The 23871-nt window shown below is 66.0% G+C and carries 27 protein-coding genes; 4 read left to right on the top strand and 23 right to left on the bottom strand.

Annotation, left to right across the window (positions count from 1 at the left end):
• From YH64_RS30540 to YH64_RS13680, 3 genes are all read right to left on the bottom strand, one after another.
• Nucleotides 1-1413, bottom strand: a 1413-nt coding sequence (locus tag YH64_RS30540) for a YbfB/YjiJ family MFS transporter (protein ID WP_143215379.1), incomplete at its 3' end; no start/stop codon positions are given.
• Between the two features lie 177 nt (nt 1414-1590).
• Entirely contained in the window at nt 1591-2454 is an 864-nt protein-coding gene (locus YH64_RS13675) for a LysR family transcriptional regulator (protein WP_046804790.1), read from the bottom strand.
• A 16-nt stretch (nt 2455-2470) separates the two neighbouring features.
• Nucleotides 2471-2839, bottom strand: coding sequence for a VOC family protein (locus YH64_RS13680; RefSeq protein WP_046804895.1), 369 nt, complete (start codon nt 2837-2839; stop codon nt 2471-2473).
• Nucleotides 2840-2932: 93 nt separating this feature from the next.
• Between YH64_RS13680 and YH64_RS13685 the strand changes: the two genes are divergently transcribed.
• On the top strand, nt 2933-3157 hold the full coding sequence (locus tag YH64_RS13685) for a hypothetical protein (protein ID WP_046804791.1): 225 nt from the start codon (nt 2933-2935) through the stop codon (nt 3155-3157).
• On the opposite strand, the gene YH64_RS30710 is transcribed toward YH64_RS13685, so the two are convergent.
• The gene (locus tag YH64_RS30710; RefSeq protein WP_370512746.1) at nt 3110-3487 is read right to left on the bottom strand and encodes a CrpP-related protein; all 378 of its coding nucleotides are present in this window, start codon (nt 3485-3487) and stop codon (nt 3110-3112) included. The genes YH64_RS13685 and YH64_RS30710 overlap by 48 nt on opposite strands.
• A gap of 149 nt (nt 3488-3636) precedes the next feature.
• Between YH64_RS30710 and YH64_RS13695 the strand changes: the two genes are divergently transcribed.
• Together YH64_RS13695 and YH64_RS13700 are read left to right on the top strand one after the other, a co-directional pair.
• Complete coding sequence (locus YH64_RS13695) at nt 3637-4116, top strand: carboxymuconolactone decarboxylase family protein (protein ID WP_046804792.1); 480 nt, start codon at nt 3637-3639, stop codon at nt 4114-4116.
• 10 nt (nt 4117-4126) lie between these two features.
• Nucleotides 4127-4882 carry an SDR family oxidoreductase gene (locus YH64_RS13700; protein ID WP_046804793.1) on the top strand — a complete coding sequence of 252 codons (756 nt, stop codon included), beginning with the start codon at nt 4127-4129 and terminating at the stop codon, nt 4880-4882.
• On the opposite strand, the gene YH64_RS13705 is transcribed toward YH64_RS13700, so the two are convergent.
• The 3 genes from YH64_RS13705 to YH64_RS13715 form a co-directional block, all read right to left on the bottom strand.
• Nucleotides 4774-5874, bottom strand: a complete 1101-nt coding sequence (locus YH64_RS13705) for a LysR family transcriptional regulator (RefSeq protein ID WP_082134468.1) — start codon at nt 5872-5874, stop codon at nt 4774-4776. The genes YH64_RS13700 and YH64_RS13705 overlap by 109 nt on opposite strands.
• A gap of 242 nt (nt 5875-6116) precedes the next feature.
• Nucleotides 6117-6533 carry a cupin domain-containing protein gene (locus YH64_RS13710; RefSeq protein ID WP_046804794.1) on the bottom strand — a complete coding sequence of 139 codons (417 nt, stop codon included), beginning with the start codon at nt 6531-6533 and terminating at the stop codon, nt 6117-6119.
• Nucleotides 6534-6668: 135 nt separating this feature from the next.
• Complete coding sequence (locus tag YH64_RS13715; protein ID WP_046804795.1) at nt 6669-7541, bottom strand: RNA polymerase sigma-70 factor; 873 nt, start codon at nt 7539-7541, stop codon at nt 6669-6671.
• 249 nt (nt 7542-7790) lie between these two features.
• Between YH64_RS13715 and YH64_RS13720 the strand changes: the two genes are divergently transcribed.
• Nucleotides 7791-8723 carry an MBL fold metallo-hydrolase gene (locus YH64_RS13720; RefSeq protein WP_046804796.1) on the top strand — a complete coding sequence of 311 codons (933 nt, stop codon included), beginning with the start codon at nt 7791-7793 and terminating at the stop codon, nt 8721-8723.
• A 32-nt stretch (nt 8724-8755) separates the two neighbouring features.
• Here YH64_RS13720 and YH64_RS13725 read toward each other — a convergent pair whose 3' ends face one another.
• From YH64_RS13725 to YH64_RS13800, 16 genes are all read right to left on the bottom strand, one after another.
• On the bottom strand, nt 8756-11170 hold the full coding sequence (locus tag YH64_RS13725) for a TonB-dependent receptor (protein WP_255444424.1): 2415 nt from the start codon (nt 11168-11170) through the stop codon (nt 8756-8758).
• Between the two features lie 217 nt (nt 11171-11387).
• Nucleotides 11388-12476: a FecR family protein gene (locus tag YH64_RS13730; RefSeq protein ID WP_082134469.1), complete on the bottom strand. Its 1089-nt coding sequence runs from the start codon at nt 12474-12476 to the stop codon at nt 11388-11390.
• Nucleotides 12463-12963, bottom strand: coding sequence for an RNA polymerase sigma factor (locus tag YH64_RS13735; protein WP_046804798.1), 501 nt, complete (start codon nt 12961-12963; stop codon nt 12463-12465). Before YH64_RS13735 ends, YH64_RS13730 begins: the two co-directional genes overlap by 14 nt.
• A gap of 104 nt (nt 12964-13067) precedes the next feature.
• Nucleotides 13068-13802 carry a helix-turn-helix domain-containing protein gene (locus YH64_RS13740; protein ID WP_046804799.1) on the bottom strand — a complete coding sequence of 245 codons (735 nt, stop codon included), beginning with the start codon at nt 13800-13802 and terminating at the stop codon, nt 13068-13070.
• 178 nt (nt 13803-13980) lie between these two features.
• The gene (locus YH64_RS13745; protein WP_082134470.1) at nt 13981-14646 is read right to left on the bottom strand and encodes a response regulator transcription factor; all 666 of its coding nucleotides are present in this window, start codon (nt 14644-14646) and stop codon (nt 13981-13983) included.
• Nucleotides 14631-15719 (bottom strand): PAS domain-containing sensor histidine kinase, encoded by a 1089-nt coding sequence (locus YH64_RS13750; protein WP_046804801.1) that lies wholly within the window; start codon nt 15717-15719, stop codon nt 14631-14633. The genes YH64_RS13745 and YH64_RS13750 overlap by 16 nt, the downstream gene beginning before the upstream one ends.
• Before the next feature lie 175 nt (nt 15720-15894).
• The gene (locus YH64_RS13755) at nt 15895-16419 is read right to left on the bottom strand and encodes a flavodoxin family protein (protein ID WP_046804802.1); all 525 of its coding nucleotides are present in this window, start codon (nt 16417-16419) and stop codon (nt 15895-15897) included.
• A 28-nt stretch (nt 16420-16447) separates the two neighbouring features.
• The gene (locus YH64_RS13760; RefSeq protein ID WP_046804803.1) at nt 16448-16903 is read right to left on the bottom strand and encodes a CBS domain-containing protein; all 456 of its coding nucleotides are present in this window, start codon (nt 16901-16903) and stop codon (nt 16448-16450) included.
• 167 nt (nt 16904-17070) lie between these two features.
• Nucleotides 17071-17496: a universal stress protein gene (locus YH64_RS13765; RefSeq protein ID WP_082134471.1), complete on the bottom strand. Its 426-nt coding sequence runs from the start codon at nt 17494-17496 to the stop codon at nt 17071-17073.
• Nucleotides 17497-17597: 101 nt separating this feature from the next.
• Nucleotides 17598-18443 (bottom strand): N-acyl homoserine lactonase family protein, encoded by an 846-nt coding sequence (locus tag YH64_RS13770; RefSeq protein WP_046804804.1) that lies wholly within the window; start codon nt 18441-18443, stop codon nt 17598-17600.
• Nucleotides 18440-19747, bottom strand: coding sequence for an alpha/beta fold hydrolase (locus YH64_RS13775; RefSeq protein WP_046804805.1), 1308 nt, complete (start codon nt 19745-19747; stop codon nt 18440-18442). The genes YH64_RS13770 and YH64_RS13775 overlap by 4 nt, the downstream gene beginning before the upstream one ends.
• Nucleotides 19692-20432, bottom strand: a complete 741-nt coding sequence (locus tag YH64_RS13780) for a GntR family transcriptional regulator (RefSeq protein WP_046804806.1) — start codon at nt 20430-20432, stop codon at nt 19692-19694. Before YH64_RS13780 ends, YH64_RS13775 begins: the two co-directional genes overlap by 56 nt.
• Before the next feature lie 117 nt (nt 20433-20549).
• Nucleotides 20550-21263 carry an ABC transporter ATP-binding protein gene (locus YH64_RS13785; protein WP_046804807.1) on the bottom strand — a complete coding sequence of 238 codons (714 nt, stop codon included), beginning with the start codon at nt 21261-21263 and terminating at the stop codon, nt 20550-20552.
• Entirely contained in the window at nt 21260-22000 is a 741-nt protein-coding gene (locus YH64_RS13790; RefSeq protein WP_046804808.1) for an ABC transporter ATP-binding protein, read from the bottom strand. The genes YH64_RS13785 and YH64_RS13790 overlap by 4 nt, the downstream gene beginning before the upstream one ends.
• Nucleotides 21993-22970: a branched-chain amino acid ABC transporter permease gene (locus YH64_RS13795; RefSeq protein ID WP_143215380.1), complete on the bottom strand. Its 978-nt coding sequence runs from the start codon at nt 22968-22970 to the stop codon at nt 21993-21995. Before YH64_RS13795 ends, YH64_RS13790 begins: the two co-directional genes overlap by 8 nt.
• Complete coding sequence (locus YH64_RS13800; protein ID WP_046804809.1) at nt 22967-23827, bottom strand: branched-chain amino acid ABC transporter permease; 861 nt, start codon at nt 23825-23827, stop codon at nt 22967-22969. The genes YH64_RS13795 and YH64_RS13800 overlap by 4 nt, the downstream gene beginning before the upstream one ends.
• Nucleotides 23828-23871: the final 44 nt, after the last annotated feature.

The following is a 23871-nucleotide window of genomic DNA, read 5'->3' on the forward strand; positions in this document are numbered from 1 at the left end:
AGCCGCGCCCAGGCGGCGGCCAAGGGCGCGTTCAATCGGGCGCAGTTCGGCCAGCAACGCTACCACCAAAGCCACCGCGCCCACCGCGAACAGCATGCGGTGTTGGCCTCCGGTGGCGCTGAATACGGCCGAGTAGGCGTATCCCGCCACCGCCTGAAAGGTGGCGAAGCTGACGGTGGCGCGGCTCCATGCGCGGTTCTGCGCCAGCGGATCGTGCGGGATCAGGTCGTGAATGCGCGCCAGCGCCAGCGGCACGATGCCCGGGGGGAAGGTGCCCACCATGAACGCAGCAGCCGCCAGCAACGCGCCGCCGTGCGCCAGCGTCAGCGCGGCCATGGCAACGGCCTGCATCGCCAACACCAGGCGCAAAGCGCTGCGCGGACCCAGCCTGTCGCCCAGCCAGCCGTACAGCGGCGGCCCCATCATCGCGCCCACCCCGTACAGAATCCAGTAATACGCACCGGCGTGCGGATCGCCGGTCAGGCCGCGTTGGACAAAGTCCACCAGAAACACCATCGGCGCCACCAGCGCTACGGCCATCAGACCGTATTGGCCGAACAACAACACGACTCCGGCGCGCGGGTCGGAAGCGTTCGCGCGGCCTGGCGCGGGCGCGGATGAGTCGCGGGACGTGCCCCTGCCGGACGTGCCCGCGCCGCTCGTTCCAGCGCCGGTCGTTCCAACGACGGTCGTCCCAGCGCCGGTCGTTCCAGCGCCGGTCGTCCCAGCGCCGGTCGTCCCAACGCCGCTCGTCCCAACGCCGGCGCTGACCGAGGCCAACGCCGACGGCGACGGTGCCGCCGGCGATACGGGCACGGTCACGCCATGAGCTGGCCACGCGCTCCATGTCAACAAGGTCAGCACCGCCGAGATCGCGGCCAGCCCCAGCCATGCGGCTTGCAGGCCGAAGCCCAGCAGCCACGGCACAACCGTGCCCGAGCCCGCGATGCCCACGCCGATACCCAGGAATATCGCGCCGCCCGCCAGCCCCCGGCGTTCGCGCGGCACGTGCGGCAGCACGGTGGCGGCGGCCAGCACCATGATGGCGCCGCCCGCGATGCCCGACATCAGGCGCCAGCCGAAGAACCAGCCCAGCGCTTGGCGGTAGGCACAAGCCAGAAACGCCAGCGTCACCAGCGCCATCATGGCGCGCAGTACCTGGGTGTTGGAAAAACGCCGCGCCAAAGGCTGACCGATCAGTGCGCCGACCAGGTAACCGGTCAGGTTCGCGGCGCTTAGAAACACCACGCTGGACGACGAAAACCAGTGCGCCTGGATCAGCGCGGGCACCAGGGGCGCATAGGCAAAACGGGCCAGCCCGATGCTGGCCAGACTGGCGGCAAACCCGGCCAGCACGTAGCGCCAGGGGGCGCCGGGGCAGCCTGGCAGGGCAGGGGTGGATGGGCGTGACATGGTGGGACCTCTACGTTTTCAGCACGACCCAATCGGGTCGATATGCCAAAAAGTATAGGAACGCCAGGTGCTGGAATCACGCAGCAATTTGCAAGGGCAACGATGCAAAAACGCAGCGGTTTGTAGGCGGCGTGCGCGGGGCGCGGCATCGATCCACCAGCCGCCTTGCGTACCGCGCTATTCGAACTGCGCCACGACCGTATCGATGAAGGCGCGCATGCGCGCCGTGTGGCGCAGGTCCTGGTGGGTGACCAGCCAGACGGCAAAGCCACCTTCCCGCTCGCGGTCGGACCATAGCCGTGTCAGGCCCCCGCGTTCGCCCATCGGCACCGGCAATTCACCGATGCCCACGCCGCTAGCGATCAGCGTGCGCAGCATCAGGCTGGAATTGGCCGTAGCCACGATGCGGCCCGCTTGCGCCGGTTGGCCCACGATGGTCGGCGGCCGTCCGCCTTCCAGGTAGGGCTGGTAATACACCAGATCGTGTCCCTTGAAGCCGCCATGCTCGGTGGGCGCGCCGTGTCGTTCCAGATAGCCTGTCGAGGCATACAGGCCCACCGGCCACAGCGCCAGTTGGCGCGCGATCAGGTCCGGGTTGTCGGGCTTCATGTTGCGGATGGCGATGTCGGCCTCGCGCCGCGCCAGGTTGGCCATCTGCGTGGCCACGCTCAACCGCACCCGCACGTCGGGGTGGCGCGCGTGCAAGTCGGCGATGGCCGGAATAACGAATTCCATCGCCAGCGAATCGGTGGTGGCCACCTTCACTTCGCCTTCCAGCCGCCCGTCCGTGCCCTGGGCCTGGCGCACCAGGTCATTGGCGAACTGCTCCATGCGTTCGGCGGCGTGCAGCACCGCGCTGCCGGCCGTCGTCAGCGTGTAGCCGGTGGAGCTGCGCAGAAACAGGGTGGCGCCCAGGTTGTGTTCCAGCACGCCGATCCGCCGTCCTATCGTGGCTTGGTCCACGCCCGCCACACGCGCCGCGCGGCGCAGCGTTCCTTCGCGTTGCAGCGCAAGAAATATTCTTGCATCGTCCCAATTCATGGTGTCGTCCCGGCGCTCAGGCCGGGGGCAGGTGGCACACGGCTTCCAGGTTGTGGCCGTCGGGCGCCCGCACGAAGGCGGCGTAGTAATTGGGGTGGTAGTGGGGGCGCAGGCCCGGGGCGCCATTGTCGGTGGCGCCTGCCGCCATGGCGGCCTGGTAGAACGCGTCCACCTCGGCGCGGTTGGCGGCGGTGATGGCGATGTGCAGCGGCGGCGACACCGCCTGGGTGCCGTACAGCCACATTGAGGGCTTGCCCGCGCGGCCCAGGCCCACGCTGTCGGGCCCTTGCATGGCAAGGCCAACCCCCAGGGGAGCCAGCGCTTGCAGGAAGAATGCGCGACTGCGTTCCATGTCGCTGACGCCGAATCCGATGTGATCGAACATGCTGGCCTTAATCAATTGAATGCGGCGGCCGATGGCCGCCGGGTATGGCGTTTGCTTCGCACGGCTCTTGTCGGCCACACAGAGGCGAAACCCATGCTACAGGACGAACTACTTGCAAAGATGATCGTAAAAACTGCACCGTGTCGTCGTTTTGACGACTGGGCCGAGGTGCTGACGGAATTCGCCAGCTGTCTGGTGCAGATCAGCCCGCGCCTGAGCCCGGAGGAGTGCGACAGGCTGATCAATATTGGCGCCTCGTTCTATCGCACCCTAGCCCGTGCGGAGGACTACCGGCGCACTTCGATCCATGGCGACTAGCTGATGCGCGCGGTCGCGCGCCGGCGTCGGGCGGCTGCGCATCTGCATGCGCCACCCGGCTTCCCAGGCGCGCACCTTTTCACGCCACTGGGAGATCGACTCGCCCGTGTGGCCGGGCATTTCAACAGCGCGATAGTACGGGCAATCCCACAAGGTCAAGCCCTGCCGGGCGGCGTTCGCGCCGAGCTTCTGGATGTCATCGCGATGCATTGCTGAACCCTCCAAAAGTATGAAGAACGGACCGCCAGTATCGTGCGGTTCGGGGGGGCTTTGCAATAGTGTTGCGGCACCAGATGGGGGGAGTTGGATTGTTCCTGGGGCAAGGCGCATTGTTGCCCCGCGGGCAACACCGTGCTCCCTGGTGCAGGCCTACTGCCGTGGTGTGGGCAGGCCTACGATTTGGGCGTCGTTCAAGCATCCCGCGCCCCCCGCGACACCGCGCGGCGCGCTTACCCCAATCCAACCTCCCGGGAGCCACCATGAGTCAACGCCTTAACGCTTTTGCGCAATCGCCCACGCTGTTCAAGAAGTTTGTCGAATTCGGCATGTTGTTGAAGTCGGGGTCGATCGAGCCGTCCATCCTGGGCCTGATCGAGATCCGCGCGTCCCAGATCAACGGCTGCGGCTTCTGCCTGGACATGCACGTGAAAGAGGCCAAGATCCGTGGCGAAGGCGAATTGCGCCTGCACCATGTTGCGATCTGGCGCGAGTCCACGGAATTTTCACCGCGCGAACGGGCCTGCCTGGCATGGACCGAAGCACTGACGACGTTGGGCGCACACGGCGTGCCGGACGACATCTACGAGCGCGTACGCGGCGAATTGTCCGAAAAAGAAATCAGCGACCTCAGCTTCGCCATCATGGCCATCAACGGGTGGAACCGGCTGAACGTGGGCTTTCGCACCGTGCCGGGCTCGGCCGACAAGGCCTATGGCCTGGACAAAGCCAACTTCAGCTAAGGAAAGCGCCATGAAAATCCTAGTCATCGGCGGAACCGGCCTGATCGGCTCAAAGCTAGTGAAGCGGCTTGCCGAACGCGGCCACGAGGCCATCGCCGCCTCGCCCGCCACCGGCGTGAACACCACCACGGGCGTGGGCCTGGATAGCGCGCTGGTGGGCGTGGACACCGTGGTCGACGTGGCCAATTCGCCCTCGTTTGAAGACGACGCCGTGCTGGAATTCTTCCTGGCGTCGGGGCGCAACCTGCTGGCCGCCGAAGCGCGCGCCGGGGTGCGGCACCACGTGGCACTGTCGGTGGTGGGCACGCATCGCCTGGCCGAAAGCGGCTATTTTCGCGGCAAGATCGCGCAGGAAGCGCTGATCGAGGCGGGCGGTATTCCCTACACCATCGTCCACAGCACGCAGTTCTTTGAGTTCCTGGGCGGCATCGTGCAGGCGGGCGCGCAGGGCAACGACGTGCGGCTCTCGCCCGCCTTTGTGCAGCCGATTGCGTCCGACGACGTGGCCCTGGCCATGGCGGACGCCACGCTGGCCCCGCCGGTGAACGGCATCGTGGAAATCGCCGGGCCTGAGCAGGTGCGGCTGTCCACACTGGTGCAACGATACCTGGACAAGACCGGCGATACCCGCACGGTGCGCGCCGACCCCGGTGCGCGCTATTTCGGCGCGCTGCTCAATGACGACACCCTGGTGCCGGCGTCCTCGGCGCGCTTGGGTTCGATAGACTTCGACACCTGGTTCAGCCAGTCGGGCGTCAGGAAATAGCGGGGCGGCGCCGGGGGCGGCAGCAAGCCGGAGCCCCGGATGTGCTCGGTCATGTAGTCGATGAACACGCGCATGCGGGCGGGCAGATGCTGGCGGCTTAAAAAGCACAGGTAATGCCCGCGGTCATCGGGCGCGTGCTGCGGCAGGCAGGCCACCAACGTGCCGGCACGCAGATGGTCGCAAACCTGGTAGGCGGCCATCTGCGCAATGCCGTGGCCGTCCAGCACCGCCTGCAACACCAGGTCGGCGTCGTTGAAGGTCAGCATCGCGGGCGGCGTCACCTTCTGCAAGCGGTCGCCCAGCTTGAATTCCCATTCAAAGATCCGGCCCGACGCCAGTCGGAAGTTCACGCCACGGTGGTCCAGGATGTCGTCCACGCTGGCGGGCAGGCCGTGCGCGGCGGCGTAGCCGGGCGAGGCGCACAGCAGCATCTGCATGGGGATGATTTTTTTTGCGATGACCTGGCTGTCTTCCATGCGGCCATTGCGAAACGACACGTCAACGCCGTCCGCCGCGAAGTCGGTCGGCCCATCGTCCAGCAGCAGGTCCACCGCAATGCCGGGGTTGGCCCGGCAGAACCCGTGCAGCAGGGGCGCGACGACCTTGCGGCCAAAGCCCACGGTGGAACACACGCGCAGGTGGCCCGACGGCGGGCCTTCGCGCAGCTCGCGCATGTCATCCAGCGCTTGCACGATACGCGCCACGCCGGGATGGCACTGGTCGTAAAACTGCCGCCCCTCGGCGGTCAGTGACGTGCTGCGCGTGGTGCGCACGAACAGCCGGGTGCCCAGCTGGTCTTCCAGTTTCTGCACGCTGCGGCTGACGGCCGACCGCCCGATGCCCAGCCGGTCGCCCGCCTTGGCGAAGTTGCCTTCGACGGCCACCGCAATGAATGCCACCACGCCGGCATAGCTGGTGGCAAAGCTGTCGGCCAGGGAATCCGGCCCAAGGGGAGAGGGGGTGATCGATGGGGCAAACAAGGGTGTCGACATGGTGGCGGCGCGGCAAGGGTGGGTCTTATGGCTAAGACGGCGCACGCGGCCATTCTGTGACATTGGATGGGAAAAACTCGGGTTTTCCCTAGGATGGGGCGCCACCCAAAGAGGCATTAAAAAGCGCGTCAAAAGGCGCATCAAAAGGCGCATCAAAAAGCGCCTCAAGCGCGGGCGCGGATTGCGCCCGGCAGGGGCGGACGGCGCCCGCTGCCCGGCGCGTCCGGCTCAGGGGGGGCGGCTTAGTGAACGGGGATCAAGGCGGGGGCGCCCTTTTTCTTGATCAGCACCACCACGAACTTCGCCGGTTCGGTCTGGCTGGCGTTGCGCCCCACCGTGTGCACATCGTCCGGCCCTTCGAAGAAGGTCTGGCCCGGCGTCAAGGTGACTTCCTTGCCGCCCTTGACCTGCATGATGATGCTGCCTTGCAGGACATAGACGAAGCTGTACGCGTCGTGGCGGTGGATCGGGTCGGCCGCGCCGGGCGGGTAATCGACCGTGATCATCAAGGCGTCTTTGCCGGGAATGTCCGGCAGCGGCTTCGTCATCAGTTCGGTAACGATGGGTTCGGCGGGCGCGGCCTGGGCCGGGGCGTTGCCCAGCAGGGCGCCGGTTGCGACCAGGGCCAGGGGCAGGGCAAGCTTGAACAGTTTCGACATGGGCGTTCCTTGGCGGATGTGACAAGGCCTCATCGTAGAAGTGCCGACCGGCGTGGCGGTAGAGCCGCGCAAGGGATCACCATGTTGCCCGCTGCGCACCATCGCCGCGGCAAAGCCCCATCGCCGCGTACCGCCTTATGCCAACGCTGCTGCGATCCGCGCGAGCTTGTCGGGGTTGCGCTGCACCAGCACGCGCGTCAACCGTTGTCCGTCCGTCTCGTACGACTGCACCGATTCCAGTTGCCCGTCGATGTATCGAAGCAAGGTCCATTGCCCGTTGATCTCTACGACCTCGGCGCGCAGGCCGTCGCCAAAGCGGCGCTTGCCCGCGTAGAACAATTGCGCCAGCCGTTTGCCACCCACCAGCCGCGCAAACGCGGTGGCCTTGCCACCGCCGTCGCCGATCAGTTCGGCGTCGTCGCTTAATAGCGCATGCAAGCCGTGGAAATCGCTGCGCTGCATGGCGTCGGCAAAGGCCAGCAACAAGCGGTGCAGGGCCGCGCGCGAGACGGTTTCACGCGGCGCGCCCTGGCGCAGTTGCAGCCGGGCGCGCCGTACCAGCTGGCGGCAGGCTGCCTGTGTCTTGCCCAGCGTGTCGGCGATGTCTTCGTAATCGGCATCGAACACGTCGTGCATCAGGAAGGCCGCGCGCGCGTCGGGCGACAGACGTTCCAACATGAACAGAAACGCCACGGACACATCGTCCGCGAATTCGTGGATCTGTTCAGGCGTGGACGGCGCGGCCATCAGCATGGGTTCGGGCAGCCATACGCCCGTGTACTGGGCGCGTTCAAGCTTGGCCGCGCGCAGGCGGTCGATGGACAAGCGCGTGGTGGCCGTGACAAGCCAGGCCTCGGCGTTTTCCACCAAGGCGTGGTCGGCGCCGTGCCAGCGCAGCCATGCTTCCTGCACCACGTCCTCGGCCTCAGCCACCGCGCCCAGCATGCGATACGCCAGCGCGAACAGGCGCGGGCGGTGACGCTCGAAAAGTAGCAATGAATCGGTCATGTCGGACGCAAACGCCAGGTAGAAGTCGGGGCGTGCAGCCGCGTATTTTGCCGCACTTTGCCGGGGCAATGGGTCAGCCGGGCAATGGGTCAGCCGGGCAATGGGTCAGCGCGCAACGGTGTGCAAGCCGTAACACCCGCCAGCGATTGGTGCGCCGTTCGCAACATGGCGCTTCACCTCGCGTGGCTACCGCGCATCCGGGGCCGCGCCTAGGATGGCTACGCTGTCCAGCCACTTAGGAGATTCGTTATGTTTCGCACCGATACCCCCCTGTCCACCTCCCCTTCGCATGCCGGCGTCCAGACCCCCGTGGACCTGGTCCCGTCCCGTTACGCGGTACGCATCGGCGACATCGACGCGATGGTCGTCAGTGACGGCGTACTGCCCCTGCCCACGTCCACGATGGCCACCAACGCCGACCCCGCCGACCTGGCGGACTGGCTGGACCACATGTTCATGCCGCCCGATGCGTTCGACTGGCCGCTGAACGTGATGGTGGCCCGCAGCGGCGAGCAAACCATCTTGATCGACGCGGGCCTGGGCGGGCAGTTTCCCGGCTTCCCGCGTGCCGGGCTGTTTCCGCAGCGGCTCGCTTGCGCGGGCATTGCGCTGGAATCCGTGACGGACGTGATCATCACCCACATGCACATGGACCATGTTGGCGGCCTGCTGGTGGACGATGTGAAAAAGCGGCTGCGCCCGGACGTGCGCATCCACGTGGCGGCTGCCGAGGTCGCGTTCTGGACGTCGCCCGACTTTTCGCAGACGGTGATGCCCAAGCCGGTGCCCGACGTGCTGCGTACCACGGCCACCGCGTTCTATAACGAATACCGCGACCGGCTGCGCCTGTTCGACGACAAGCACCAGGTGGCGCCGGGCGTGACGGTGCGCGTCACCGGTGGCCATACGCCAGGCCACAGCGTGGTCGATCTGGTCTCGGGCGGCGACCGCCTGACCTTTGCCGGAGACGCGATGTTTCCCGTGGGCTTTGACCACCCGGACTGGCACAACGGCTTTGAGCACGACCCCGACGTATCCGCCCAAGTTCGCATCGGGCTGTTCCGCGAGCTTGCGGAAAACCGTGGGCTGCTGGTGGCCGCCCACTTGCCGTTTCCGTCGGTGGGCCGGATTGCGGTGGCGGGCGACGCGTTTCGCTGGGTCCCGGTGATTTGGGATTTCTGATCGCCGCGCGTCGCCCGGTCTGCCTTAACGCATCAGTAGTTGATCGACGCCGACAACATATACGTGCGACCCGCCGCGTTCGTCACGAAAGAGCCCGAGGCCAGCCAGTACTTCTTGTCGGCCACGTTTTCGACGTTGGCGCGGAACACGACGTCCTTGCCGGCGATCTGCGTCGCGTAGCGCGCGCCCAGGTCAAAGCGCGTGTAGCCGGGCAGGCGCAGCGTGTTGGCGTTGTTCAGGTAGACCGACGACGTGCGGATGGCGCGGCCGTTCAGGCTCAGGCCCTGCACCCATGGCGTGTCCCAGTCCAGCCCCAGGTTGTAGGTGCTGGCGGGCACGCCGGCCGGGCGGTTGCCCTGGCTGACGCCGCCGGGCGTCTTGGTCAGTTCGCTGTCGATGAAGGCGGCGCTGGCCATCAGGCGCAGTCCGCGCACCAGTTCGCCGTAGCCGGTCAGTTCCAGGCCACGGTTGCGCTGTTCGCCGAAGTAGCCGTAGACGTTGCTGTCGTCGGCCTGGCCGGACGGGCGCGCAATCTGAAAGAGCGACAGGGTGGTGATGATGTTGCCGTCCCAGTCCACCTTTACGCCGGTTTCATACTGCTTGGACTTGTAGGGCGCCAGCACCGCGCCACGGTTTTCGTAGGTGTCGCCCACGATCGTGCCGCGCGTCAGGCCTTCGGTGAAGTTGGCGTAGACCGACACGTTCTGCAGCGGCTTGACAACGATGCCGCCGATGGGCGAGTTGGCGCTGGCCCGGTAGCCGCTGGTGCGCGCGCCGGCGGTGTTGTAGCTGTCTACGTCCACGACCTGGTGGCGGATGCCGGCCGTCAACAGGATGCGGTCCTGTGCAAAGGACAGCGTGTCGGCCAGCGCAAAGCTGGTCAGCGTGGTGTCGGACGCTTTTTGCGGCGTCAGGCGCACGGCGGGGCCGTCGGGAATGGGCGTGGGGTCGTAGATGTTGGACGCCACGATGGCCGACCCGGTGGAATAGGCGTTGCCCAATTCCTGCTTCATGTAGGTCGCGCCCAGCGTCACGCGGTGATTGACCGGGCCCGTGGCAAAGCGCGCGGTCAGGCCGGCGTCGCCGCTGCGCGTTTTCGAGTACGAGTCGTAGTACGTCGTCATGACGTTGAAATTGCCGTCCTGGTCCACCGACTGGCGCGCGCCGGCCATGTTGACGGTGACGGGGAAAATCTGCCGCACCTTGCCGTCGCGATAGCCCGCCGCGATGTGGCCGGTCAGGTTGTCGGTGAAGTCATATTCCAGGCGCGACATGATCGTGCTGTCGCGCTGCGACAGACGCGTGCCGGGGTAGAAGTTGATGTCGCCGTCGGGCGGCGAGGGCAGCTCGGTCACGTTGGCCTGCCAGCCGATCTGCGAGCGGAAATTCTCGATCACGTCTTCCTGGTGGATGGCGTCGGCTGACCAGCGCAGCCGCGCGCCGCGATAGTCGATGCCCAGCGCGCCCATGTCCAGGCCTTGCTTGCCGTCGCGCAACGTGGATTCACCCCCGCGCTTGACGCCGTTAAAGCGCAGGCCCCAGGCGTTGTCTTCGCCAAAGCGGCGGGCCAGGTCCAGTTGGCCGGTGAAGTTGGCCTTGCTGGCGTAGCCCAGCGTGGCGCGCGCCAGCGGTTCGTCTTCGGCGCGCTTGGTCACCACGTTGATCGCGCCACCGATGCTGCCGTTGGGCGGAATGCCGCGCATGAAGGCGCCGGGGCCCTTGAGCACTTCCACGCGTTCCAGGATCTGCACCGGCACGCGGCTGGACGACACCAGGCCATACAGGCCGTTCACGCTGACGTCGCCGCTGCCCACGGCAAAGCCGCGGATCTGGAAGTCTTCGCCAAAGCCGCCGCTTGAGGTCAACGTGCGCACCGACGCGTCGTTGACCACCACGTCGGCCAGCGTGCGGGCCTGTTGGTCGTACAGCAGTTCGGACGTGTAGTTCACGGTGCTGAACGGCGTGTCCATCACGTCTTCCGAACCCAGCACGCCCAGGCTGCCGCCGGTGGCAAGCTGCCCGCCGGTAAAGGGCGGGGCCAGCTCGCCCAGAATGCCGGCGGTGACGGTCACCGCTTCAAGCTGCACGGCGCCGCCGGCCGTGGCCGGGCGCGACAGCGTGACGTTGTTGCCGTTGCGCGTGTACTCGATGCCGGTGCCCTGCAACAGCTGGCGCAGCGCGTCTTCGGGCGCCAGCTTGCCCGACAGGGCGCGTGCCTGCTGGCCGGCAAGAATGTCCTGCGAATAAAAGATCTGCAAGGAAGTCTGCGAGCCCAGCTGCAACAGCGCGTCGCCCAGCGGCTGCGCGGCAATGTTGACGCTGACGGGGGCTTCCTGCGCGTGCGCGGCGGGTGCCATGCCAAAGGCAAGCGATAGCGAGAATGCAAGCGCGCTGAGAACCACGCGCGAGGGCACGCGCAAAGCGGGTCGGGCAGATACGGGTTTCAAGATCGGTAGCTCGGGTGGAAGGCGCGCCCGCACGGCGCGCCGGTTTCAACGGAATCGGGCAGGGTGCCCTGGGGCGGTTGGCCCCTTCCTATCTAGACGCATGAGCCCCACGAAAACCGGAATAAGAATCGATATTATTGTGTAACAGGTATGTTACAAAAGGACCGGCGCGCCCGGGACCAGCGGATCGGCTGACCCGGGGATCAGCGCCTCCCCCTCAACGCGCCACGATGCGTATCGCGCCATCCTGTTGGCGGTCCAGCGTGACGGGGGCAATGGCCGGCAGCGCATCGATCATCGCTAGCGGGTCGTCCACGCTGAAGATGCCGGACACGCGGTGTTGCCCCAGCGCGGGGACGTCCAGGCTGGCGGGCCGGGGCAGGTAGCGGTTCATCTCGCTGATGACGGTGGCCAGCGGCACGTTATTGAATATGATTTTGCCGCGCTGCCACGCCGTCAGGTCCTGCACATTGACGGCGGCGACCTCGCTTAACGTGCTGCCCGGGTAGGCAACGGCTTGCTGGCCGGCGGTCAGCCGGCGTTCGTGCCGGCGCCACCAGGACCCCGTCTGCAAACGCACGGACCCGGATTCCACGCTGACCTGCAAACGGTCGCTGTCGCGCCGCACATTGAACCGGGTGCCCGTCACGGTGACTTGCCCCAGCCCGCCGACCACCACGAACGGGCGCGACGTATCGTGCCGCACATCGAAAAATGCTTCGCCCTGTTCCAGTTCCACGCGCCGCTCCCCCGCGCCAAAACGGGCCGCCACGCGAGTGTCGCCGTTCAGGCTCAGCACCGAGCCGTCCGGCAAGGTGACCTCGCGCCGCTCATTCTTGCGCGTGGCGTAATTGACCAGCGTGTCGTTGCCGTCAAAGACGAACGGCGCCGCCACCAAGCCGGCCACCAGCGGCACCGCACAGGCCGCCGCCACGCGCAGGCCAAAGCGCCGCCGCGACATCGCGGGCGGGCGGGGCGCCGTCAGCGAGGCGTCCATCAAGCCGCGCAGGCGCGCATGCGGCAGCGACAGCACGGCGTCCCATTGGGCGCTCAGGCGGCGGTAATCGCGGTCGTTGTCGGGGCTGGCATCGCGCCAGGCCGCGAAGGCCTGCCGGTCCGCGGCAGTGACTTCGCCGGACTGCATACGCGCAAACCAGTGGGCGGCGTCGGCGGGATGGTCCAGCGCGTCGCTGCCATCGCTGCCGCCATCGCTGCCGCCGTCGTCATTGCGCGGCGGCATGCGCGGGTGCCTGGGGTCGTCGCCACCGTGGCCGGGGTTCGGGTAGCCGGTTTCAGAGTGGGGCATGGTGTTGCAGCCGTTCGTTGATGTGACGCACCGAGCGCGTCATGTATTTTTCCACCATGCTGCGCGACAGGCCCATTTCTTGCGCGATCTCGGTATGCGTCCAGCCTTCCAGCCGGTATCGCAGATAGACGTGCCGGCACTTAGGGGGCAGGTCTTCCAGTGCGCGGGTAAGTTCGTCGGCCAGTTGCTGAAACCGCACGCCGTCATCGGCGGGCGGCGTGGCGGGGTGGTCGCTGCGCGCCATGTCGTCCAGCGACGTGATCTCCAGCGTGCTCACATGCCGATGCTTGCTGACCAGCCGGTTCGAGGTGCCGCGCGACAGGTAGGCGCGGGGATCATAAATTGCCGCGACGTCGCCTTCAAGCATGCCCACCACGGTGTCGTGCATGGCGTCCTCGCCATCCTCGTGCCCCCGCCCGCGCCATTTGCCGATCATCTCCGCGTAATGGGCGAGCCAGTCTTTCCTGGCCTTGGGAGGGTGGGACATGAGAGAGAAACGCTTGGGCAAATGAAAAGTTATTGATTCTAATATGCATTTGCGTCTTTCGGTCAACTGCCGTGCTGGACGGCGCACCGGCGCCGCGCGACCCGCTAACCGCAACTCATCTTGCGCAGCGCGTCTACGTTACGGATCTCCAGTTGCCGTTTGCGCACCTGCACCAATGCCGCCTCCTGTAGCCGCGAAAACACCCGGCAGACGGTCTCGACCTTCATGCCCAGATGGTTGGCGATGTCCTCGCGCGTCATCTTCAGCGTGAAGGCCATGGGCGAATAACCGCTGGCGGACATTTGTTCGGAAATGCCGATCAGGAAGCCCGCCACCCGTTCTTCCGCCGACATGCAACCCAGGGTCAGCAGCAGCCGGCAGTACTGGTTGGTGTCGTGGGCGATCAAACGGTTGAAATGCTGGGCCGCGCCAAAGTCGTCGCGGCAGTTGCGCATCAGATCGGCGAACGGCAGGACGCAAACCAGCGAATCTTCCAGGGCGATGGCGTCGCAGGTATGGTGACCCGTTTCGATGCCGTCCAACCCCAGCATGGCGCCGGCAACCGGGAACGCGGTGATCTGCTCCAGCCCCGAGGAGTTGGTGACCCGCATCTTGACCGATCCCGAACGCAGCAGGAAGAAATTCTGCAACGCGTCTCCGGTCCGGTAGACGGATTCGCCGCGATGAATCACCTTGCGGCTTCGGTTCACGGGGAACATGGAAGACGGTTCGGCTTGCCCCACCGGACGGCAGAAGCGTTCGGCCGAGCACGTCTGGCAAGCGGAAGGCATGGCGGGCTGCCATGCGATGTTGCTGGGACTGACAAGGGCAGCGTCCATGGCGGCATCTCGCTAGGTTGGGACGACGGGACTTTCCTCGTCCGAGGATCAGAGCGCTGCTCACACCCGCAGGCTCGACCGTAGTATGGAAGTCTTGCCGGCCTCCGGCTATCAGCGCGGCTCATCAGTTGACGCCGAAGAAGCCTGACGCGCGTAGGAATATTCCTACACGGTGCACTTAGTCATCCGGCGGGTCGTGATCGTCGATCAGGCGATGCCGGATGGCATAACGCACCAGGTCGGTCTGGTTGCGCAGGCTCATCTTGACCAGGATCCGGCTCTTGTAGGTGCTGACGGTCTTGACGCTAAGGAACAAGCGCCGCGCGATGTCTGAATTGTCCAGACCGGAAGCCAGATAACGGAACACGGAGAGTTCGCGATCGGACAACAACGAATGCGGCAGGTCGCCGGTCTGGCCGTGCCGCTCGAATGCGATGCTCTCGGCCAGCAAGGGACTCAGGTAGCGCCCCCCCGCCGCCACTTTTCGCACCGCCTGCACCAGTTCTTCGGCGGCGCTGTCCTTGGTCAGGTATCCCGCCGCGCCCGCCTTGATCGCCTGCACGGCGTACTGCTGTTCACCGTGCATGGTCAGCACAAGGATGGGCAGCGTCGGATGCGCATTTTTGATTTGCCGGATCAGTTCCACGCCGTCGCGGCCCGGCATCGACATGTCCAGCACCAGCAGATCCCCCTGATGTTGCCGCAGCAACTGCATCGCTTCGACGCCGTTTGCCGCTTCGCCTTGAACCAGGATGTCGCCCGCCTGCTCCAGCAGGCGCCGAAGGCCTTCTCGCAGCAAGGTGTGATCGTCTGCCAGCATGACGGTAATCACGATTCCTCCCATGGGGACTCGGGATGCTGCGCCGGCACGTCGGCGTGCAGCCGGAATCCGCCTTTTTTCCGGGTGTTGATGGTGACTTCTCCGTTAAGCAGCCGCACGCGCTCGCGTATGCCTTGCAGCCCTAGCGACAGGGGCAGCTTCTTGGTCAGGCTTTCCGGCGTCGCGCCCACGCCGTTGTCTTGCACCGTCAGCTTGCAGTGCGTTTGGTCGCAAGAAAGTTGGACGCGCACCTGCGTGGCCTGGGCATGCTTGGCGATATTGGTCAGCGCTTCCTGAACCACCCGAAACAGCGTCGTGGCGACACGCTTGGAGGGTTCGGCCGGCCCCATGCGTATGTCGGCATGGGTGTCGATGCCATAGCGCGACACAAAATTGGCGACCAACCATTCCACCGCGGCGGCCAGGCCCAGGTCATCCAGCATGACGGGCCGCAGGTCCGAGGCAATGCGCCGCAGCGAAGCGAAGGTCGCCTTGATCACCCGACGCATGGCGCGCACCCGCTCGCGGGCGCCTATGTCCTCCGGCGCCAGCCCGGCTTCCAGTTGGGCCAGTTCCATGGTCAGCGCCGTGAGGCTCTGGCCCAAGTCGTCGTGCAGCTCGCGTGCGATGTGTTTCTTTTCCTGTTCGCGCACATGCAGCAAGGCGTTGGACAGCCGCGTCAACTCGTCGCGCGAGGCGCGCAGGGCCTGGTCGATGCGTTGGCGTTCTGTGATGTCGCGCAGGAAGATGGACAGGAATACGCCGGCATCGGTCCGGGTTTGCGAGATGGACGCTTCCATCGGGAATTCTTCGCCGTTGGAACGCAGACCCCATAACGGCGCGCCCAGGCCCATCTGCCGATCCGACACGCCCGTATCCTTGAATCGGCTGACGTGCTTGGCGTGAACCGCGCGAAAACGCACGGGTATCAGGATGTCCAGGCTGGCGCCGATGGCCTGTCGGGCCTGGCATAGAAACACGCGTTCGGCCGCCGGGTTGAACATCACGATGCGTTGATGCTCGTCGATCGTGATGATCGGCTCGGTAGCGGACTGGATGATGTCCAGCAGCGGCGGGGCGATAGGCGATGGCGTCATTGCAAAATGTGCGAAGCCCCGACTTGGCCTTGAACGGCGACAAATCATTGCAGCACACATTACTGCGCGAATCCATAGACATCACGACACCGCGCCATGCGCGCTGCGCAGTGCGAAATGCGCACTAGTACGTATGAACGATGACGCCGCCCGGCCGAAGCGTCAGGGGCAGGCGTCAGGCGTCGATCGAGGGCAGCAGCGGGTCGTTCCAGCCGCCCGGGCCCGGGGCAGCCAGCGTCTGCTCGCGAAAGCGGCAAAGGGACGCATCGCATTCCTCGGCCAGCACCTCGGACTCCTTCAACAGCAGCACAGAGCGAGGCTTGGCTCCCGCGGCGCGGACCATATCGTCCACCGCGCGGAACCCGCCATATCCGGACATGACGCAGATCACCGAGTACGCGCGGATCAACCGGCCGTGCGCTGTCAGGAACGAGCGCATGGGCGCCGCCAGCGCCCGCATCCACACGGACGCGATCAGCACCACGTGTTCAAACTGGTCCGGCGCGGGGCCGTCGTAACGAAACGGCGGGCTGCGCTTGAGCAGAACGTCCAGCACGCAGCGCAGATCGCCCTGCAACCCCACGCGCGGCGAGACATCGCGGATTTCGTAAGCGGGCCAGCCGCTGACCGATGCCAGGCGCTGGGCCACCATGCGCCCGGTGCCGGTGCGTGAATAAAAGAAAATGCCGATGCGTCCCATGGTCAGGCCCCTTGCCGCCGGAGCGGCATCATGTTTCCTGAGCCAGCAGCGCGCGCAGGATGTCGCGCCGGCTGACCACGCCCACCAACTTTCCTTCGCGCGTGACGGGCACGCGCTTGATCCCATGCGTGAGCAGCACGTCCGCAATCTCGGCCACGCCGGCCGTCTCCCGCACCGTGATGGCAGGGCTGCTCATCACGTTGGCGGCGGTTTGCTCGCTGAGTTGCAGGCTGTGCAGGAAATCCAGATTCAGCGACTCGCCTTCCGCCAGCGCCGCCAGCCAATGATCCAGCTTTTTCTGATGCCCGCTGTCTTTGCGACGGACCAAGTCGCCCTCACTGACGATTCCCATCAAGGCGCCGTCGTCGCCCAGCACCATCACGGCGCTGATCTCGCGGTCCAGCAGGGCATGCATGATCTGCGATACAGGGGTTCTGGCGGTCACGCAAAAGGGGGCGGGGGTCATGAGATCGCGCGCAAGCATGGTGTTCTCCGGAATGGCGGGGCCGTATCCTGTCCTGTGGAATCGTTGATTCCATAGTGGCCTTCTGCCAGGCCGCAACGTTGATCTGGGTCAAGCAGGGTCGAGCGAAAAGGGCGGGGCGGCCGAGTTGATGAGCGGCCTTGCCGGGGCATTGATAAGCCGTCGGCCTAGTTCACCAGCGTGACCGGGATGTGGACCGCGTGCAGTACCTTCAAGGCGACAGACCCCAGCAGCAGGCTGCCCGCCGCTCCCAGCCCGCGCGAGCCCATGACGATGTGATCGCACTGGTGCTCGGAGGCATACGCCTTGACCGATTCGGCGATGGGTCCAACCCGCATGCTTGCTTCATACTGGACGCCCGCTTTGTCCAGCGCCGCTTTCGCATCGGCCAATGCCGCCTTGGCCTCGTCGTTGTAGTAGTCCTGGATCATTTCCTGCGATACGAACGCAAGCACCGAGCCCGACACGATGGGTAATTGGACATTGAGCAGATGCACGGTGCAGGGGCCATATTCGCGGATGTGCTCAACCATGTAGTGAACCGCGCGCAGCGCGTTGGCGGACCCGTCCACGGGGATCAAAACGTTTTTCACGATGCCTCCAGATCTTGGTCGCCCACGGCCCGATGGCCGTCGGTGCGCATGTCATCTTTGCACCGTGGCGCGTGCATCCATTGACCGTGATCAAGTTTCTGTTAACCAGACTCGGAGGTAGCGGGCGCGCAATTTGTCCCCGATTCGGCATTGCGCAAAGGAGCCTGGTGCAGCGCCACGATCTCGGCATTGCCTTGCACCAGGGCGGGGTAGCGCACGCGCACCAGCGGGTCGTGGCCGGGCACGATGTGGTCGGGGGAATCCGCAAACTTCAGCAGCGTGTCATAGCCGGCCAGCATGTCGGCCACGTTCAACACGATGGGAAAGGGCGCGTCCAGGCCCATGTTGTCGTAGTAGTGGCTGGCGTCGGAGGCCAGCACCACCCAGCCGCGCGCCGTATGCACGCGCACCGCCTGCAAGCCTTGCGTGTGGCCACCGATGTGCAGCAGTTGCAGGCCGGGCGCGATTTCGTCGTGGCCGTGGTAGAAGGCCACCCGCTTGTCATATACCCCACGCACCACATCAACCACGTCCTCCACGGCATAGGCGTGGCGCAGCATGTCAAAGCGCATGTTGCAGCCGCAGGCGTAATGCAGTTCGCTTTCTTGCAGGTGCAGGCGGGCGCGTGGCAGCTTGCGGATGTTGCCGGCGTGGTCGTAGTGCAGGTGCGTGACGATCACATCCTGGATATCGGCGGGCGCGATGCCCAGGGTATGTAGCGCATCGATCGGGCAACGCAAAAACTCCCGGCCCCGCGCCTGTGCGGCGGCTTCGTTAAAGCCCGTGTCCACCAGCCACACCCGCTTGTCATGGCGGATGACCCAGACGAAATAATCCATCGGCATGGGACCGTCGTGCGGGTCGGGCGGGGTAATGAAGTTCTGGCTGCGACGGCGCGCCACGGTGGCGTAGCGCAAGGCATAGACTTCGTGGTTCGGCAGCGTCATGCATTTCCCCGGGTGGCGCGCAGGTGGTCCAGTTCAGGCTTCAAGTACTGCATCAGCCGTTGCGGGTTTTCAACCATTGGGAAATGGCCCAGCTCGGGCATCTCGGTGAAGCGCGCGCCGGGAATGCGCGCCGCCACGCGGCGGCTGTCGTCCGGGCTGGCGGAATAGTCGTAGGCGCCCGTCAACAGGGACACGCCGAAGCGGCGCGTGTCCAACCCCGCCAGGTGTTCGGCGGCATCGAAGTCTTCGCTATAGAACCAAAGGTCGTTGGCATACACGTTAAAGCCGCCTTGCGAGTAGATCCACGCGGCGTCCCGGCGCGCGTCCAGCGTGGCGGCCGGGCCCATCAGGCCGCGCACATAGGCCGGGTTGTGGGCCGCCTGGTTGACCTGGGGATGGCACAGCAGCGGCGTGCGCCGGCCGCTGGCCTGGTACGGCGCCTCCAGCGCCACCACGCCGGCCACATCGTCCGGGCTGCGGGCGGCGACGACCAGCGCCATCGCCGCGCCCATCGAACAGCCCAGCAGGACGGCGGGGGCGCCCACCACCTGGCGGATCACCGCCACACAGGTGCGCAGATACGCGTCCCGGGTCAAACCGGCTTCGGTCCAGGCCTGGCCGGGCAAGGGCATGCTGCGGCCGTGGCCGGGCATGTCAAAAGCGATCATGCGCCATTGGCGGCGAAGCTCGGCGTCGGCCATCAGCGCGTGATATTGGCGCGAATCGGCGCCGGCGGTGTGCAGCATCAACAGCGGCGGGCCGTCCGCCAGGCCGCTGGTTTCCACGTACAGAGAGGTGGGGGGTGTGCCCCCGTCGGTCGCGCCCCGGTCGGTCGCGCCCCGGTCGCTCGTGCCCCGGTCGCTCACGCCCCGGTCAGCCCCGCCCAGCTCCAGGTTGACGTAATGGCCCGCGATGGCGCTGCGGTCCAGCAGGGTGGGCGCCGCGTCATGCTGGCCGCGCAAAATCTCGAACAGGCGTTCCAGGGCATGCAGCGCCTGCGCAATGGCCAGCGCATCGCCTTTGACGCGCAGGCCGTGGGCCTGGCGCTGCGCGGCGGTAAACGAGTGATAACCCGGTGGCGGGGCGGGTTGCAGCAGCTTGCGCCATGTGTCCGGCGGCGCGCTGATGACCAGGCACTGCGACGGGGCGGCGGGTTGGCCGGCCCAGGCAAGCATGCGGTCCTCCGGCTGCGCGCCCACTTGCAGCCAGATGGCGCTGGGCAAGCCCCGGGTGGCCGCGATGAATTCGCTATCCTGCTGCGCCAGGGCCGTCGCGGCCCTCAGTTCCTGGTCGATCGCCTTCACGGGTGGATGTCTCCTCTTGTTGGCGCCTTAGCACTTCAAGCGCCGTGCGTTCCGCATTCACAATGTGGTTTTGCGCGGCGGCTTGGGCGCCTGGCGCATCCCGAGCCTGGATGCGCTCGAAGATGTGGTCGATTTCGGCCATGCTTTCCGGCAGCCGTTCCGGCCGTGCGAAGGACGTGGCGCGCAGCAGATTGATGCGCGACAGCAGGCCCGGCAGCATGTCCTTGATCAGATCGTTGTCACAGCCCGACAGCAGCACGTCATAGAAATCGCGCTTGGCCGCCAGCAAGGCCGACTTGTTGCTGCCCTTGGCCTGGCGGTGCAGCGCGTCCACCGCCTTGCGCAGGCGCTCGACGTCGGCGTCGCTGGCCAGCCGCGCGAATTCATGCGCGGCAAAGCCCTCCAGCAGCGCGCGCAGCGAATACAGATCGCGCGCGGCCTTCTCGGTAATGCGCACCACCGTCGGGCCGCGATGCGGTTCGATGGAAATCAGCCGTTCGGCTTCCAATGTGCGCAACGCCTCGCGCAGCGTGCTGCGGCTGATGTTCAGCTGTTCGCACAGTTCGGCTTCGCGCAGGCGTTCGCCGCCCTTGATGCGCCCGTCCATGATGGAGGCGCGCAGGAATTCCTCGACGCGGGTGCGCAGGGTGGTCGGTTTTTCAAATACTGCGCCGTTAGGGGGCATGGCTGTCTCTCGCTTTGCGTAGCGGTGCGCGCAGGCGGCGACAGGGGCTTTTGGCCCGGCCGCGGCGCACCGCCGGTTCAACGTAAAGACGCAATATATCCCGCCGGCAGGCCATCGCTATAACCCCAGGTACGCCGCGCGCACACGGCTGTCTTCCAACAGCGCGCCGCTGGGGCCGGACAGCACCATCGTCCCCGATTGCAGCACGTAGGCGTGTTCGGCCACCGACAGCGCCAGGCGCGTGTTCTGTTCCACCAGCAAGATGGTCAGCCCGCTGCGGTGGATGTCGATCATGGCCTGGTGCATTTCCTCGACGATCTTGGGCGCCAGGCCATGGCTGGGCTCGTCCAGCAGCAACAACCGGGGCTCCAGCATCAGCGCGCGGCCAAAGGCCACCATCTGCTGCTCGCCCCCGGACAGCGTGCCGGCGGCCTGGCGGCGCCGTTCAAGCAGGCGGGGAAACAGGGCGTAGACGCGGTCGCAACCGCGCTTGATGCCCGCCATGTCGCGGCGGCGCGTGTAGCCACCCAGGTACAGGTTTTCTTCTACCGTCATGTCAGGAAAGACGTGGCGGCCTTCGGGCACGTGGGCGATGCCCAGTTCCGGAATGCGGTGCGGCGGCAAGCGCAGGATGTCGCGGCCGTCGAAAAGAATGCTGCCGCTGACCTTGTCCAGCAGCCCTGATATGCAGCGCAGCAGCGTGCTCTTGCCCGCCGTATTGGCGCCCACCACCGCGATGAAGCCGCCTTCGGGCACGTCCAGCGACACCTCGTGCAGCACCGGGCTGCGGTCATAGGCGGCGGTCAGGTTCTGGATCTGCAACAGGCTCATGCCGCCGCCTCCGACTGTTCCAAGGATTTGCCCAGGTAGACCTCGATCACCGTCGGGTTCGACGCGATCTCGGCCGGGCTGCCCTCGGCAATTTTCTGGCCGAACGACAGCACCAGGATGCGGTTGCACAGCCGCATGATGGTGCGCATGTGATGTTCCACCACGATGAAGGTGATGCCCGCCTCGTCGCGCAGCGTGCGGATCAGATCCAGCAGGGCATCCATTTCGGATTCGTTCAGCGCCGCCATCACCTCGTCCAGCAGGAACACCTTGGGGTCGGTGCACAGCGCACGCGCCAGCTCCACCCGGGCCTGCTCGGGAAACGACAGCTCGCCGGCCGGCTTGGCGGCAATGGCGGACAGGCCGACGCGGTCCAGGTTGTCGCGGGCGACCTGGCGCGCGCGCGGCACGTCGTGGCGCAGCAGGCCGCCCACCAGCACGTTGTCCAGCACCGTCATTTCGGGAAACAGCGCCACGTTCTGAAAAGTCTTGGTCATGCCGCGCGCCGCGATCTGATGGGGGCGCAGGCCGCTGACGTCCACACCGTCCAATTCAATGCGGCCGCCCTGGCTGGCATATAGGCCAACCAGCAGGTTGAACAGCGTGGTCTTGCCCGCGCCGTTCGGGCCGATCAGGCCCAGGATGTCGCCGCGCGCCACGCTGAACGACACATCGTCCACGGCCTTCAGGCCGCCAAAGCGGCGTTGCACGTTCGATACCTTCAGGATGTCAGGCATGCTGGCCCCGCGTCAGGTTGCGCAGCCGCGTCCATAGCGCCGTCAGGCCGCGCGGCTCGATCAGGATGATGGCGATCAGGATTAGCCCGAAGGCCAGTTGCGATACGCCCGCCGTGTGGCCCGAGAGCCAGTCGTTGAACACTTCTTCCAGGGGGATGATGACCAGCGCGCCGATCAGCGGGCCGGCCACCGTGCCCACGCCGCCGATGATGCAGATGAGCGCCACGCGCACCGAGATGCCCACCAGCGAAAACACCGTGTCGGGGTCGAAGAAATAGATGAACTGTGCGTACAGCGTGCCGCAGGCGCCCATCAACGCCGCCGAGATCACGGCGGCAAGTATGCGCGTTTGTGCGGTGTTCACGCCGATGACTTCCGCCGCCTGCGGGTTGGCCTTCACGGCGCGCAGGCGGTAGCCCAGGCGCGAATGGCTGATCAACGCGAAGACCACCGACGTGACCAGCGCGGCACCCAGCATCAGGTAGTAGTAGGGGATGCTGGACTTGAACTGCATCTGCGCCACGCCTTCAGCAAACGGAATCGACAGGCCTACCGGCCCGCCCGTCACCGATGACCAGGTGTTGGCCACCGCGCGCAGCACCTCGCCGAACGCCAGCGTGGCCAGCGCGAAATAATGGCCGCGCAGCCGCATGGTCGGCAGGCTGAGCAGCGCGCCCGCCACTGCGGCAACGGCCATTGCCGCCACGATGCCCAGCCAGGGCGAAATGCCGTAGCGCAGCAACAGCAGGGTGGAGGTATAGGCGCCTAGCCCAAAGAAGGCGGCGTGGCCCAACGATATCTGGTTGGCCAGCCCGCCCACGATGTTCCAGGACTGCCCCATGGCGGCAAACAGCAGCACCAGCGTCAGCACGCGAATGCCGTAGCCCTGGTCTTGCATCAGCCAGGGCGCGCCCATCGCAACGGCAAACAACGCGGCCCATGGCAGGAATTGTCGAGTCGTTGCCATCATGCAGCCCTTTTCAAAAGACCTTCCGGGCGCACGGCCAGGACGAGGATGAAGATGGCGAACAGCACCAGGTTTTGCAGTTGCATGGGCAGCACCAGCGACGACAGCGACTGGATCACGCCGACCGCGATGCCGCCGACCACCGCGCCCAGCACGCTGCCCAGCCCGCCCAGCACTACCGCCGTGAACATCAGCACGCTGAACTGCGCGCCGACGGTGGTGGACGCCGTCAGGTAGGGCAGGATGATTCCGCCGCCCAATGCCGTCAGGCCCACGCCCAGCCCGAAGGCCAGCTGATGCACGCGATGCGTGGAAATGCCCGACAGCCGCGCCGCCATCGGGTCCTGCGCCGTGGCGCGCACCGCCATGCCCCACCACGTTTTCTTCAGCACCCACCACAGCGTCAACCCGGCCACCGACGCCACCGTGAAGGCCAGCAGGTACGGTGCGCTCAGCAGAATTGGGCCAACCGCCAGCGCCGTCATCTGATACGGCGTCTGCACCGAGCGGAACTCCGAGCCGAACAGGATCAGCGCCAGGTTCTCCATGACGATCAGCAGGCCCACCGTCAGGAATATCTGCGCCACCGCCGGCGCCTTCAACACCCGGTTGATCAGGAACTTTTGCGTCAGCACGCCCAGCACGAAGGCCACCGCGAATGACAGCAAGGACCCCAGCAGCGGGTCCAGCCCCAGCAGCTTCCAGGCGAAGTAGGCGACGAACATGCCCACCATCAGGAACTCGGCCTGGGCGAAATTGACGATGGACACGACCCCGAAGACCAACGTCAACCCGATCGAGATGACCGCGTACACGCCGCCCAGCAACATGCCGTCCACCAGCGCCTGCAAGAATTGCATGACTGTCCCTTGTGCTTGGTTCGTAAGCTTGCTTGTGTGCGGCG

It is taken from the genome of Achromobacter sp. LC458 (genome assembly GCF_001005835.2).
GTDB classification, from domain to species: Bacteria; Pseudomonadota; Gammaproteobacteria; order Burkholderiales; family Burkholderiaceae_B; genus Achromobacter; species Achromobacter spanius_B.